General features: G+C 64.2%; 10 protein-coding genes. 5 read left to right on the forward strand and 5 right to left on the reverse strand.

Annotated elements, in window-relative coordinates; all coding sequences use genetic code 11:
- The first annotated feature begins 111 nt into the window (after positions 1 to 111).
- From ABDJ38_RS16125 to ABDJ38_RS16135, 3 genes are all read left to right on the forward strand, one after another.
- Positions 112 to 2838 (forward strand): valine--tRNA ligase, encoded by a 2727-nt coding sequence (locus tag ABDJ38_RS16125; RefSeq protein ID WP_346786162.1) that lies wholly within the window; start codon positions 112 to 114, stop codon positions 2836 to 2838.
- A gap of 274 nt (positions 2839 to 3112) precedes the next feature.
- Positions 3113 to 3847, forward strand: coding sequence for a 7-carboxy-7-deazaguanine synthase QueE (locus ABDJ38_RS16130; protein WP_346786163.1), 735 nt, complete (start codon positions 3113 to 3115; stop codon positions 3845 to 3847).
- 47 nt (positions 3848 to 3894) lie between these two features.
- Positions 3895 to 5322: an MATE family efflux transporter gene (locus tag ABDJ38_RS16135; protein WP_346786164.1), complete on the forward strand. Its 1428-nt coding sequence runs from the start codon at positions 3895 to 3897 to the stop codon at positions 5320 to 5322.
- Here ABDJ38_RS16135 and ABDJ38_RS16140 read toward each other — a convergent pair.
- From ABDJ38_RS16140 to ABDJ38_RS16160, 5 genes are all read right to left on the reverse strand, one after another.
- Complete coding sequence (locus ABDJ38_RS16140) at positions 5319 to 7022, reverse strand: ATP-binding protein (protein ID WP_346786165.1); 1704 nt, start codon at positions 7020 to 7022, stop codon at positions 5319 to 5321. The two genes, ABDJ38_RS16135 and ABDJ38_RS16140, sit on opposite strands and share 4 nt — an antisense overlap.
- A gap of 99 nt (positions 7023 to 7121) precedes the next feature.
- Positions 7122 to 7994 carry a TIGR02186 family protein gene (locus ABDJ38_RS16145; RefSeq protein ID WP_346786166.1) on the reverse strand — a complete coding sequence of 291 codons (873 nt, stop codon included), beginning with the start codon at positions 7992 to 7994 and terminating at the stop codon, positions 7122 to 7124.
- Positions 7994 to 8908, reverse strand: coding sequence for a sulfite exporter TauE/SafE family protein (locus tag ABDJ38_RS16150; RefSeq protein ID WP_346786167.1), 915 nt, complete (start codon positions 8906 to 8908; stop codon positions 7994 to 7996). The genes ABDJ38_RS16145 and ABDJ38_RS16150 overlap by 1 nt, the downstream gene beginning before the upstream one ends.
- A gap of 54 nt (positions 8909 to 8962) precedes the next feature.
- Positions 8963 to 10090 (reverse strand): hypothetical protein, encoded by a 1128-nt coding sequence (locus tag ABDJ38_RS16155; RefSeq protein ID WP_346786168.1) that lies wholly within the window; start codon positions 10088 to 10090, stop codon positions 8963 to 8965.
- Positions 10087 to 11520 (reverse strand): glycosyl transferase family protein, encoded by a 1434-nt coding sequence (locus tag ABDJ38_RS16160; RefSeq protein ID WP_346786169.1) that lies wholly within the window; start codon positions 11518 to 11520, stop codon positions 10087 to 10089. The genes ABDJ38_RS16155 and ABDJ38_RS16160 overlap by 4 nt, the downstream gene beginning before the upstream one ends.
- Before the next feature lie 153 nt (positions 11521 to 11673).
- Between ABDJ38_RS16160 and nhaA the strand changes: the two genes are divergently transcribed.
- Together nhaA and ABDJ38_RS16170 are read left to right on the forward strand one after the other, a co-directional pair.
- Positions 11674 to 12900, forward strand: a complete 1227-nt coding sequence (nhaA, locus tag ABDJ38_RS16165) for a Na+/H+ antiporter NhaA (protein WP_346786170.1) — start codon at positions 11674 to 11676, stop codon at positions 12898 to 12900.
- Positions 12893 to 13783: a hypothetical protein gene (locus ABDJ38_RS16170; protein ID WP_346786171.1), complete on the forward strand. Its 891-nt coding sequence runs from the start codon at positions 12893 to 12895 to the stop codon at positions 13781 to 13783. The genes nhaA and ABDJ38_RS16170 overlap by 8 nt, the downstream gene beginning before the upstream one ends.
- The last annotated feature ends 1 nt before the right edge of the window (position 13784 follow it).

The following is a 13784-nucleotide window of genomic DNA, read 5'->3' on the forward strand; positions in this document are numbered from 1 at the left end:
GGTGCCAGCCCGCGCCCCCGCCCAACCACCCGATCGCTTACGGTTACAATATCGGGTGGTTGGGCGGGGGCGCGGGCTGGCACCGAAACTGAGCGTCAGCGAAGAGAGCCCATGACCGAGGAACTGTCCAAGACTTTCGATCCCGCCGCCATCGAGGCGAAATGGTATGCCCACTGGGAAGAAACCGGCGCCTTCCGGCCCGAGCGGCCCGACGCCGAACCCTTCACCATCGTCAATCCTCCGCCCAACGTCACGGGTTCGCTGCATATCGGTCATGCACTGGATAACACTCTGCAGGACATTGTGATCCGGTACGAGCGCATGAGAGGCAAGGATGCGCTGTGGGTGGTGGGCACCGACCACGCGGGGATCGCCACGCAGATGGTGGTCGAGCGGCAGATGGAAGCCGCACAGGACAAGCGCACCAACTACACCCGCGAAGAGTTCATCGACAAGGTGTGGGAGTGGAAGCATGAGAGCGGCGGCACGATCACCCGCCAGCTGCGCCGCCTCGGCTGCTCGATGGACTGGAGCCGCGAGCAGTTCACGATGGACGAGCACTTCACCAAGGCCGTGCTCAAGGTTTTCGTCGATCTCTACAACAAAGGCCTGATCTACCGCGACAAGCGGCTGGTGAACTGGGACCCGAAGTTGAAGACCGCGATCTCCGACCTCGAGGTCGAGACGCAGAACATCAACGGTGGGTTCTGGCACTTCAAGTACCCGCTGGCGGACGGCGTGACCTTGGATGATGGCCGCGACTATATCGAGGTCGCCACCACGCGCCCCGAAACGATGCTGGCCGATATGGCCGTGGCGGTGAACCCGGAAGACGCGCGCTACACATCGGTGGTGGGCAAGTTCGTCACACTGCCGATCACCGGACGGCGCATTCCCATCGTCGCCGACGAACATGCCGACCCGGAACTGGGCTCGGGCGCGGTGAAGATCACGCCGGGGCACGATTTCAACGACTTCGAAGTGGGCAAGCGCGCCGGGATCAAGCCCGCCGAGATGCTCAACATGCTCGATCAGGACGCCAACGTCTGCCAGACGGCGGACGGGCTGGTGCCGGAGAAGTACATCGGCCTGCACCGCTTCAAGCGGGACGGCGAGGATGGCGCGCGCGAAAAGGTCGTGGCTGCGCTGAAGGCCGAGGGCCTGCTGATCCCGCATGTCGCCAAGACCAAGAAGGGCGAAGAGGTCGAGCACGACGCCGAGCCGCGCGTGATCGCGACCCCCTTCGGCGACCGTGGCGGCGTGGTGATCGAGCCGTGGCTGACCGACCAGTGGTATGTCGATGCCGAGAAGCTCGCCGGCGCGCCGATCGAGGCGGTGAAGTCGGGCAAGATCGAGATCGTCCCGAAGACCTGGGAAAAGACCTTCTTCAACTGGATGGAGAATATCCAGCCTTGGTGTGTATCGCGTCAGCTGTGGTGGGGGCACCGGATTCCGGCCTGGTATGCCGAGGACGGCGAGGTCTTCGTGGCCGAGACCGAGGAAGAGGCGCAGGCTCTGGCTGGCGAGAAGGCGCTGACCCGCGACGAGGACGTCCTCGACACATGGTTCTCCTCCGCGCTGTGGCCCTTCGCCACGCTCGGCTGGCCTGACGACACCGAGCTGCTGAAGAAGCACTACCCCAACAACCTGCTCGTCTCGGGCTTCGACATCCTGTTCTTCTGGGATGCGCGCATGATGATGCAGGGCATCGAGATGACCGGCCAAATCCCATGGCCGCGCCTTTACCTCCACGGGCTGGTGCGCGCGGCGGATGGCTCGAAGATGTCGAAATCGAAGGGCAACGTGGTCGATCCGCTGATCCTGATCGACAAGTATGGCGCCGATGCGCTGCGCTTCTTCATGGCGGCAATGGAAAGCCAGGGCCGCGACATCAAGATGGATGAGAGCCGCGTCGAAGGCTATCGCAACTTCGCCACCAAGCTCTGGAACGCGACCCGGTTCTGCCAGTCGAACGGCATCGGCGCTTCGGCCACCGTGGCCGCGCCGGATGCGAAACTGGCGGCAAACCAGTGGATCATCGGCGAAGTGGCGCAGACGGTCGAGGCGCTGGACAAGGCCATGGCCGAGCTGCGCTTCGATGCCGCCGCCAACACCATCTACCAGTTCGCGTGGAGCCGCTTCTGCGACTGGTATCTGGAGCTGATCAAGCCGGTCTTCGCGGGCGATGCCGACAGCCCCGCAGCGGTGGAAACCCGCGCCGTGGCCGGCTGGGCGCTCGACCAGATTTTGGTGATGCTGCACCCGTTCATGCCCTTCATCACCGAAGAGCTGTGGCACGCGCAGGGGACACGGCCCTATGACCTCATCCTCGCCAATTGGCCCGAACCGCAAGCATCGGTCAGCAAGGACGCGACCGACGCCATCGACTGGGTGATCGCGCTCACCACCGCCACCCGCGCGGCGAAAAACGAGCTAGGCATTGCGCCGGGCGCGAAGCTTGCCGCGTTCTGCCCCGCCCCGAGCGACCTCGCCAAGCGCGTGGTCGAGCGCAGCGCGGCGGCAATCGAGCGGCTGGCCCGCCTGACGCCGGTCGAGTTCGCCGAGGCTCCGGCGGGCGCGGCGATGCAGGTGACGGCGATGGACGACGTGTTCCTGATCCCGCTTGAGGGCGTGGTCGATCTCGATGCCGAGAAGGCGCGTCTCGAAAAGGCGCTGGCGGCCTCGCAGAAGGAGTTCAAGAGCCTCGACGGGCGGTTGTCGAACCCGGCCTTTGCCGAGAAGGCCAAGCCCGAAGCGGTCGAGAAGGCGCGCGCCGATCATGCTCACCACGCGGGCGAGATAGAGCGGCTGACGGCGGCGCTGGCACGGTTGGGGTAAGTGAGCCCCAAACACCAACCCCGCTCATCCTGAGCTTGTCGAAGGATTGTCCTTATCTTTGTGCGTGATGCCCGAAAGAAGAAAGACAGCCCTTCGACAAGCTCAGGGCGAGCGGGTGTGGTGCTGGACATTTCCTACACCTCTCAGGCTGTGGCATGGGAACAGTCATGACCTCCTCCCATCTCCCTCGCGCGCCCCGCCAACAACACCCCCACCCGCGCAAAAAGTTTCCCCTCAGGGCACTGTCACACCTGTCACACCTTGGGGCTGCCCCATGGCGCTAGTCCTCGCCACTCAGACCCCGGGAGAGCCCGAGATCTTCGCTTCGCTGCAAGGCGAAGGCCCGAGCATGGGCACTCCGGTCGCCTTCGTCCGCCTGTCGCGCTGCAACCTCGCCTGTGTCTGGTGCGACACCCCCTACACCTGGCACTTCGCCGACGACGACCGCCCCCATCGCGGCGGCGCAACCTACGACCGTGCCGCCAATCAGATCACACTCGACGAGGCCGACGTCGCCGCGCGGATCGCAGCGCTCGGGCAGAAGCGGCTCGTGATCACCGGCGGCGAGCCGATGCTGCAAGGCGCGCAGCTTGCGCGGATGCTCGAACACCTGCCCGACATCGAAGTAGAGATCGAGACCAACGGCACGGCCAAGCCCCCCGCCCGGCTCGACTTCCGCGTCGATCAATTCAACGTCAGTCCCAAGCTCGCCCATTCGGGCAATCCGGCAAGCCTCGCGCTCAAACCCCAGATGCTCGACTTCTGGGCCAGCGAAAGCCGCGCAGTGCTCAAGTTCGTGATTGGCGCACCCGAGCATATTGCCGAAGTCAAAGATATCGTTCGTAAACACATGATATCCCCGAATAAGGTATTTCTGATGCCCGAAGGAACTGACAGCGAAACGCTGCGCGAGCGCGAAGGATGGCTGGTAGATGCCTGTCTTGCCCACGGTTTTCGCATGTCAGACCGGATGCACATTCACCTGTTTGGCGATACACGCGGAACTTGACTATGTCCGATTCGCCAACAGAAGCGCCCGCGAAGGCGCCACCTCGCATGCGCGGTGACCTCACCTCGGGGCCGATCCCCAAGACCCTGCTGATGTTCAGCCTGCCCGCCCTGCTCACCAATGTGCTGCAATCGCTGTCGGGCACGGTCAACTCGATCTGGGTCGGGCGGCTGATCGGCGAAGAGGCCCTGGCCGCCACCGCCAATGCCAACATCGTCATGTTCCTCGTCAGCTCGGCGGCCTTCGGGTTCGGCATGGCCGGCACGGTGCTGATCGGCCAGCGCTATGGCGGACGCGACCTTGACGGGGCGCGGCGCAGCTTCGGTTCGGCGGTGGGCTTCTGCGCGATGCTGATGCTGGCGATTGCGGGTGTGGGCTTCGCCTTTGCGGGGCCGCTGCTGCGCCTGCTGGCAACGCCAGAGGGTGCCTATCCGCTGGCGCTGGTGTACCTCCAGCTCATCTTCCTCTCGATGCCGTTCATGATGGTCTCGATCATCCTGTCGATGGGCCTGCGCGGCACAGGTGATGCGAGCACGCCGCTCATCTTCATGGGTGTGACCGTGGCGCTCGACACGGTGCTGAACCCGCTGCTGATTGCGGGGTATGGCCCCTTCCCTGAGCTTGGCATCGCGGGGTCGGCACTGGCGACGATCATCTCCGCCATGATCTCGTTCGCCGCGATGGTGGCCTACGTCTATGCGAAAGACCTGCCCTTACGGCTGCGCGCGAAGGAACTGCGCTATCTGTGGCCCTCGAAAGAGGAGTTGGCCTTCATCCTCACCAAGGGCCTGCCGATGGGCGCTCAGTTGCTGGTGATGAGCAGCGCGGGCATCATCGTGGTCGGCCTCGTCAACCGCGAGGGACTGCTGACTACGGCAGCCTATGGCGCGACCATGCAGCTTTTCAACTACATCCAGATGCCCGCGATGGCGATCGGCGGTGCGGTAAGCGCAATGGCGGCACAGTACATCGGCGCAAGGAAGTGGGACGGGCTCGACAGGGTTACCAGGGCGGGCCTGTGGCTCAACCTCACCTTCACCGGCGTGGTGACCGTGCTGCTGCTACTGTTCGACCGCCCGGTGCTGGTGCTGTTCCTCGGGCCGGACAGCCCTGCCGTGCCGATTGCGCGGCATATCCAGCTGTTGGCGAGCTGGAACTTCGTGCTGTTCGGCGTGACCATGGTCTATACCGCCACGATGCGGGCAGCGGGCGCCGTGTGGATTCCGCTAGTGGTGGTGGCCGTGGCGCTCTTCCCGGTGCGGCTGGGCTTCTACGAACTGACTTACGGCTGGCTCGAAGCAGATGCGATCTGGCTCAGCTTCCCCGTAGGCGCGGCGGTTGGCCTGGCGCTGGGGTGGTACTTCTACCACCACTTCAACTGGCGCAGGGCCATAGATGCTCCGAGCCCCGAGATGGCGGCGGAAGGTATCCACGCCGAGGGCCAGCCCGCCGGCCGGATGAGTGCGGACCTCTAGCCGCCCTGCGCGCGCCAGCGCTGGACGGTGCGGTAGACCATCTCCTCTTCGCCGCCACCCTGGCTCCACAGGTCGACGAAGCTGGGATCGTCGGAAGCGGGGCGCTTCGATTCCTCCAGCGAATCGAAGTTGACGCGCATCGGGATCGACACGCCCTCGCCGCAGATGATGCACTCGCGGTTGCGCAGTGCGGGCACCGAATCGAGGAACCCGCGCGCGCCTTCGGGCATGGCCGCCTTCACGAAGGCCTGGTCGCGCTCGTTGTTGAGCCGCATCGAGATGATCGTGCCGCACTGCGAGAGCACGCCTTCGGCAAGGTCGGAGGGGCGCTGCGTGATGAGGCCGAGCGAGATGCCGTACTTGCGGCCCTCCTTGGCGATGCGCGAGAGGATGCGGCCCACCGAGTTGCCATCCGAATTGCGCTCGTTCGGCACGTAGCGGTGGGCTTCCTCGCAAACGAGCAGGATCGGCGTGGTGCGCTCGCCCCGGCTCCAGATCGCGAAGTCGAACACCATCCGGCTGAGCACGGCGACCACGGTGCGCGTGATGTCCGACGGCACGCCCGAGACGTCGATGATCGAGACGGGCTTGTCCGAACTGGGCAGGCGGAACACCTTGGCGATGAAATCGGCCATGGTGTCGCCCACCAGCATGCCCGAGAACATGAACTGATAACGCGGATCGGCGCGCAGCTCCTCGAGCTTGGTCTTGATGCGCATGTAGGGCGCGGTGGTGGTCGCCTTATCGAGCTTGCCCATCTCGTCCTGCAACATGTTGGTGAGGTCGGACAGCAGATAGGGGATCGGCGAGTCGACGGTGATCTTGCCGAGGCTTTGCGCGAGCCGGTTCTTCGAGCGTGCCGCCAGCAGGCACTTGGCGAGGATGTCCTTGTCTTCCTGCAGGTCGTTGCCGGTGGAGCGCAGCAGCACCTCGCAGTGTTCCTCGAAGTTCATCAGCCAGTAGGGCATCTGCAGGTTGGAAACGTCGAAGATCATGCCGGTGTTGCGGAAGGCGGCGGCATATTCGCCGTGCGGATCGATCATCGCGATATGGCCCTGCGGCGCGGCCTGGCAGATGCGGTGCAGGATCAGCGCCGCCCCGGTCGACTTGCCGGTGCCGGTCGAGCCGAGCAGCGCGAAGTGCTTGCCGAGCATCGCATCGACATAGATCCCCGCGCGAATATCGCGGGTGGGATAGACGGTGCCGACCTGGATCGATTTGCGGCCATCGGAAGCGTAGATCTGTTTCAGATCGTCGGAAGTGGCCGGAAAGATTTCCGAGCCTGGGATCGGATAGCGCGTCACCCCGCGGCGGAAGCCGTGGAGCTTGCCGGTCAGGCGCTCTTCCAGCCCCTCGCCGAGGAAGTCGATGTGGGCGACGAGGGCATTGCCGTCGCCGCGTCGGTCCTGCCGCTGGTCGCGCACCGAGCCGAGCAGCCAGCCCTCGTTGGTGCGCACCTTGATCAGGCTGCCGACCTGCCCGGCCAGCGCGACCGAGGGGTCGGCATCGTCCATGCAGGCATTAAGCCGCGCCAATTCGAGCGCAATGGCCGAACCCGCGCCCGAGACTTCAAGCACGCAGCCAATCGGCTGCGCGGCAAGATCGGGTGCATCGTCCAGCGGATCGGGAGCATGGTGCGGATCAGCGGCCTCGCCTTGCGGCTGCGCGCCGTGAGAGAAATTCTGGCGCATTTCGGTCATCGACTGTTCCCGCTCCAAGCGACGTAGATGGAAAGCGGATAGCGACCGGGTGGTTAAGATCGGGTCAAAATTAGGGAAACGTCTCTAGTTGACGCGCTCCTACACGATCGCGAACAGCCGCCCCGCCGCCCAGCCCATGAACAGCGACATGCTGATCGCGAACAGGCCATAGAGAAACGAATTGTCCTGCGACTGGTTGGCGATCGCAAGCTCCACCCCCTCCTTGTGCACCCCCAGCTGACGGCTGTTGGAGGCGATGACACGGCCCCGCAGGACGGCGAAGGTCTCGGCGGTATATTCGCCCGGCCGCACGTTCGATGGGATCGGCAGGCGCACCGAGTAGAGCACGCCCTCATCCAGATCGACGGCACCGTCGTACTGGTTGTAGAGCCCCTGCCGCTGGCGCAGATCGACCAAGCCTGCCGAGAAGCGCGCCTGTTCGGCGGGGTCGATGGTGCCGGTGGGCGAAAGCTGGATATAGTCGAGCCCGAACTCGTAGATTGCAGCGGTGCGCGGATCGACGATCTCGGATACCGGGCTCGACGAGGCCATGGCGTAGAAGCTGGGCACCGAACGGTAGTCGGTGCTGGCCGCGTTCACCCAGATGCCCGCGATCTGCTCCTTCTCGCGCAGGGTAATCGGCTCGGTCGGGCCCTTGAGCACGACGACGATATCGTAGTCCTCGTCGGCCCGACGCCCGCGCGGATCGAGCAGCGCGCCATAGAGCAGCAGCTCGGTGCCGGTGAAGCCTTGCCGCAGCACGATGTCGGTCTGCGATGCGCCCACGACGAGGATCGGATCGCGCCCTTGCGCATGGGCCGGAGAGGCAAGCGCAAGCCCCGTGACGATAACAAGCCCGGTGACGAAAAATAACACCCACGCCGCCAACGGCCCAAGGGGCCGCAAGGCCGACTGGCCGCCCGCAGACGCCCCGGAGCCAAAGGCGAAGGGAGTGGTGCCGAAGAAACCCATCACAACGGCACCACCGAATAGACTTCGTCGGGCCGGATGGTGAGGCCGAAAGCCATGCGCAGCGCTATCGCCAGCACGATGGCGGCGAGGATCAGGCGCAGAACCTCCGGCTTGGCGACCTGGGCGATGCGCGTGCCATACTGCGCGCCCGTCACCGAGCCGACCAGCAACAGCCCCGCCAGCACGATATCGACCGCATGGGTCGTGAACGAATGGACCATGGTCACCAGCATGGTGATAAAGAGAATGTTGAACAGGCTGGTGCCGACAACCACCCGCGCGCTCATCCCGAGGATATAGAGCATCGCGGGCACCATCATGAAGCCGCCGCCCACGCCCATCAGCATCGTGAGAATGCCCACGACGAGCCCCAGCAACATCGGCGCCAGCGGCGAGACGTATATGCCGGAAGCGTAGAACCGCATCCGATAGGGCAAGGCCGCGATCATCGGATGGTGGCGGCGCTTGGCCGCGCGCTTCTTGGAGCCGAAGCGCGCAGGCTTCAGTTCGGCCAACGCCTCGCGCAGCATCAGCCAACCAATCGTGCCGAGCAAGATCACGTAAAGCAGGTTGATGACCACGTCGATCTGGCCAATAGCCTGCAACAGCGAGAACAGCCCGGCCCCGATCAGCGCCCCGCACAGCCCACCGCCGACCATCACCGCGCCGATCTGGAAGTCGACGCCTTTGTTGCGCATGTGGGCGGACACCCCGGAAACGCTGGCGCCCGTAACCTGCGTGGCAGCAGAAGCGGCGGCGACCGTGGGCGGAATACCGTAAAAAATCAGCAGCGGGGTGGTCAAAAACCCGCCACCGACACCGAAAATGCCCGACAGGATGCCCGTGCCAAAGCCAAGCATGACGATAAACAGCCCGTTTACCGACAGATTGGCGATGGGAAGGTAGACATCCATGCCAGCGGCCTATCGCATGGCAGGCCCTAGGCAAAGGTGAATGCTGCGCTGCGGCTAAAATCCTGCGGACAGTGTGAGCGCAGGGCCACTGGCGGGCGCGGCATTGCCCGCTACCCTCACCCGATAGTCGGTAGAGAGGCGCCCATAGACATTGTCGCCGAGCCGAAAGCTGGCACTGAGGCTGGGGCCGATGTCGAATCGCCGCGTACCTTTTTGCGCGCCAGCCCAGGCACCGCCACCAGCGGACAGCGAAAAGCTCGGGCTCTGCGCCAGCGCCCGGGTGAACCGCATCTGCGCATCGACGAAGCCGGTTGCAAAGTCGCCGCCGACCCAGCCCGCCTGCGCATAGACCTCGCCTGCGAACTGTCCGGGAAGCGAAAGCGGCGGCAGTTCGGTGACGGCGAAAACCGCCGGACGCACTTCGTTTGCCCCGTTGCGCAGGCTCAGTCGTGCCTCTGCGGCGAGGCGCACAGGAAGATCGGGCAAGGGCCGCGCCGAAAGGCCCGCAGCCAGATCGGCCTCGCGCGCACCATCGAGCGCGGTCGTAGCGCGGCTGTAGACCTGCGGCCGGTGCGCACTGCCGGGTGCCAGCAAGTAGGCGAGCACAGCCCCGGCCTGGCTGCGACCATAGTTCGGCGCGGTCGCCGCCTGAACGCCGCCCCCGCTGTCATCGCGCCAGAACACCCAAGTGCTCGCCATCCACCGCGAGGGAGCGACCGACATCGGGGCAAACACCGGGTCGTCTATGGTCGCGGCAGACGCGACGCTCGACTGACCGCGATCCCTATGCCGCGATTCGCCGGGTTGCGAAGGGGCAGTGATCAATCGAGACCGGGGCCTCGGCTCGATCTCCAAGCCAATCGAATCGGCACGTTCATCCGCCGCCCGTTGGTCCACGCCGCCTGTCTTCAATCCTGAAAGCTCGATCCGGACAAGCGGATGGAAGCCTGCCTCGAGGCGCGCGAGACGCTCTGCGGACTCTGCCCCGGCAATGCCCCCACTCACGCTCGGCCGTGCCAGCGCCGCTTCGATGGCGGTGCCGCTGCCAAATGTCGCCTGAGAGTTTGCCAGCATCAATGGCGACTGCCAGAACACCAGCCGCAGCAACACCCAGACGACCAGTACGCCCAGCATGGCAAACACCGGTCGACCACGAGCGCGCTCCTCAGCCGACGTAGTCACTTTCCGGTCCTGCCAAGGTCCATCTCCAGGCGCAGATCCTGATCGGCAGCGAATTGCGCCGGATGGACATCGTGCTCAGTCTTCTCCCACTTGGGCGCCGCGCCGCGAAGCGTGCGAATATAGGCGAAAAGCGCGCGCCTGCCGGCCATGATGGCGATGATGTTGGAGACCGGAATACGCAAAACCGCGCGCAGCCCTTCGAGCCAGCCATATTCGCGTGTCGTAAAGGCGAAGCGCATGCCCGCGCGCCAGACAAAGCTCGCCACGTTCAACCACAACAGCCACAGCAGGAGGGCATCGGGCTTCCATTCCGCGCCAAGTCCGAACTGCCTAAGCAGCAACGACAAGGAGCCCAGCACCAGCAGTAGGTAGCCGCTAAACAGCACCAGCGCTGCAAACGGTCCGCGCCGGTCACGCAGGCGCATCCAGCAGTCGCCGATCCCGCGGCTCCAGCCGAGCCGGTCCCAGCCTTGCAGCGCTATGCCATGCACCCAACGTGACTTCTGCCGCACGGCTCCTGCAATACTGGACGGGAAATAGGCGCGCGTAGCCACCAGAAGTCCAGCCTCGTCGCGCACCCGCAAGAAGCGCGACCGACCGCCGGCCAGGGCAACGCGCAACCCGAGCTCGTAATCTTCGGTGAGCGAGCGGTCGGCGAAGGGGCCGACAGTTCCGCGTTGACGCACCATTTCGGCCAACATGCGCCGTTCGAACGCGCAGCCCACACCCGCTGCGGGCAAGCCCGTCGCAAGCGCGGCGCGTACCACCATCCCCTTGCCATGCGCCTCGGCAAATTCCTCGCAATAGTGGCTTCCGATCCAACGGCTGTCCGATTGCGGCACCGGCAACACCGGGAGTTGCACGAACTCGGCCTGCTCGATCGCTCGGTCGAGCAACGGCAAGGCGGCCGGGTCGACCATATCCTCCGCATCATGCAGCACGACCATGCGTACCAGACGGCCCGTGCGCATCTCGTCCAAAGCCATGGCCGCATATATCCGGTTGAGGCAATCCGCCTTGCTCGTAGGCCCCTTGTTTTCATGGACCACAATACGCAGCCGCGGGTCGCCCCCGGCGCCGCGCATGGCCGCCTCCAGAGTTCCCGAGTCGTTCGAGTAGCACCCGACGTAGATTCGCAGGTCCGCCTGCGGCCAGGCCGACAGCGCATGGGCAACTGTGTGGGCAATCACCTTCTCTTCACGCCAGGTGGGAATCATCACCACTGCCAGACCCGAAAGTTGGCGATCGGCAACGTTGCGAGTCGCCATAGTCAGGGTGCGCAGTTCACCACGCCAGCGCTTGCACAGATAGATCAGATCGACTGCAAACTCGTCGGCGGCACCAATGAGGAAGAAGACCCCAGCGAACAGAAGCAATTCGTACTGGATGAGCGCAAGCCATTCCACGCCTCGGAAAAGTTCGACACCCATGAACGCGCCCCTTCGTTCTAATAAGTATCTTTATCTATATGATATCGAGTGACTACTCAACGTAATCGCCAGCAAATTTGCCAACAAAAATGTATCAGAAGGGAAAAGGGCGGGCTTGCAATCCCTCCCGCATCTGCGAAATGTGGCGGCGAGATGAACCAGCCTTCCCTGATCACCACCGCCGTCCGCCCATTTAAGGCCCTGTTCAAAGCCGACAGCTTCGAAGGCATCCTGCTGATAGCGGTTGCAGCATTGGCGATGATCGTCGCAAATTCCGGCGTCAGCGGCGCCTATCATGAGCTGTTTCAGGGTTACCTTTGGTCGAAAGAGACCTTTTACCTCAACACCATGCACCTGTGGATCAACGACGGGTTGATGGTGATCTTCTTCTTCGTCGTCGGGCTGGAAGTGAAGCGCGAGCTGATCGCGGGAAATCTGTCCGATCCAAAGCAGCGCAACCTCCCGGTGCTGGCCGCCATCGCCGGCATGGCCGCGCCGGCCGCCGTCTACATGCTGCTGGCTGGTAGCGAACCTGGGCTTGCGCGCGGGTGGGCCATTCCTGCCGCCACCGACATCGCCTTCGCCATGGGCGTGATCGGCTTGCTCGGCACCCGCGTGCCCGCACCGCTACGGCTGTTCCTGCTTACCGTCGCCATTGTCGACGATATTGGCGCAGTACTGATCATCGCGATTTTCTACACGGCCCACCTCTCGCTCGCCTGGCTTGCGGCGGCCGCCGTTGTCCTGGGGGTGATGGTGGCCTTGAACCGCTTCGGCGTCAGCCGCCTGTGGCCCTTTGTCATCGCTGCGATCGTGCTGTGGCTGTTCGTGCTGTTCTCAGGCATTCATGCGACGATCGCCGGGGTGCTTGCAGCGCTGACCATCCCGATGAAGAAGCGCGACGGCAATTCGATGCTCGAGGATGCCGAGCACGCGCTGGTGCCGTGGAACGCCTATCTCGTGGTGCCGATATTCGGTTTTGCCAACGCGGGCGTCGATCTGTCGGATATCGGCGTGGAAAATCTGTTCGACCCCCTGCCGCTGGGCGTCGCCGCAGGCCTCGTGCTCGGCAAGCAGCTGGGCATCTTCTCATGCGTGTTTGCTGCGGTGAAGCTCGGCGTCGTCCAGAAGCCGAAGGATTGCTCTTGGGCCGAGATCTGGGGCGTATCGATCCTGTGCGGGATCGGTTTCACGATGAGCCTGTTCATCGGCGAGCTGGCCTTCCCCGGCGCTGGCGACATGATGCGCCTGCTGCGCGAAGAGGCCAAGATCGGCATCCTCGTCGGCTCGGTGATCAGCGCGCTGCTTGGCTATGGCGTGCTGCGGCTGGTTACGAAGGTGCGGCCGGAATACGACGACCCGAACGACCCGATTGTTTGATTTGCAGGCCCTGGGCCGCCTGCGCCGGGCCTTCATCGCCGGACTGGCATCGCTCGCACTTATCGGATGCGGCAATGCTGACGAGAACTGGGCTGCTAACGAACAGGCATCCCAGCCAGCGCCTTACGATCCTGCGCCGATAGAGTTCTTCCAGAGGCCTGCGATGCTCGCCGAAGCCCGTGCGAGCGGCAAGCCGATGCCGCTGCTGGTGTTGATCGAAAGTGCGCGGTGGAGCCCGATGACAGGTTCGGATTCACCGCGCCTTGCCCTTTATGACGATGGCCTCGTCATCTACCGCACAAAGGCCGGGTTCCGACAGGCGCGGCTCAATGCGCAGGAGCAGAGCGATCTGCTGGCCATCACGAACGATCTCGACCCCGCTCTGAGGGCAGGCCGTTATGATCTCGCGGATGGCGATCCGGTGCGGCACGAACTCTCGCTGCTGCTCTATCGCGAGGAGCCGGTGTTCATCTCGACTTTCGGCTACCTCAACGACGGGACCGGCTCTATGCACCTGCCGAAGGATCTGCGCAGAGCCTACTGGAAGCTGCTCGACTATTCCCATCCGCAGGCGCAGCCATGGCTGCCGGAGTTCGTCGAGGTGATGATCTGGCCCTACGGCCATGCCCGCGAGGATGTGGTTGCCTGGCCTGCCAACTGGCCCGGTCTCGATGATGCGCGCACTGTCCGCACCGGCGACGGTTACAGCCTCTATCTGCCATCCGCCGAACTGGACGAACTGCGCCCATTCATCGCATCGCGCAGACCGCGCGGAGCCATCGAGCTGGGCGGCATGAAGTGGTCCGTCTCATTCCGCTACCCCTTCCCGATGGAACAGCTATGGATGGCACCCAACCCGGAGCAAGATGCTCCGGGCCAGTAAA

This window comes from Aurantiacibacter flavus (assembly GCF_039710615.1).
Lineage (GTDB): Bacteria > Pseudomonadota > Alphaproteobacteria > Sphingomonadales > Sphingomonadaceae > Alteraurantiacibacter > Alteraurantiacibacter flavus.

Bases quoted from the DNA above. Each gene is read 5' to 3' on its own strand.
- ABDJ38_RS16125 (WP_346786162.1), top strand. From the start codon at position 112: ATGACCGAGGAACTGTCCAAGACTTTCGATCCCGCCGCCATCGAGGCG.
- ABDJ38_RS16150 (WP_346786167.1), bottom strand. From the start codon at position 8,908: ATGGATGTCTACCTTCCCATCGCCAATCTGTCGGTAAACGGGCTGTTT.
- ABDJ38_RS16130 (WP_346786163.1), top strand. From the start codon at position 3,113: ATGGCGCTAGTCCTCGCCACTCAGACCCCGGGAGAGCCCGAGATCTTC.
- nhaA (WP_346786170.1), top strand. From the start codon at position 11,674: ATGAACCAGCCTTCCCTGATCACCACCGCCGTCCGCCCATTTAAGGCC.
- ABDJ38_RS16140 (WP_346786165.1), bottom strand. From the start codon at position 7,022: ATGACCGAAATGCGCCAGAATTTCTCTCACGGCGCGCAGCCGCAAGGC.
- ABDJ38_RS16135 (WP_346786164.1), top strand. From the start codon at position 3,895: ATGCGCGGTGACCTCACCTCGGGGCCGATCCCCAAGACCCTGCTGATG.
- ABDJ38_RS16160 (WP_346786169.1), bottom strand. From the start codon at position 11,520: ATGGGTGTCGAACTTTTCCGAGGCGTGGAATGGCTTGCGCTCATCCAG.
- ABDJ38_RS16145 (WP_346786166.1), bottom strand. From the start codon at position 7,994: ATGGGTTTCTTCGGCACCACTCCCTTCGCCTTTGGCTCCGGGGCGTCT.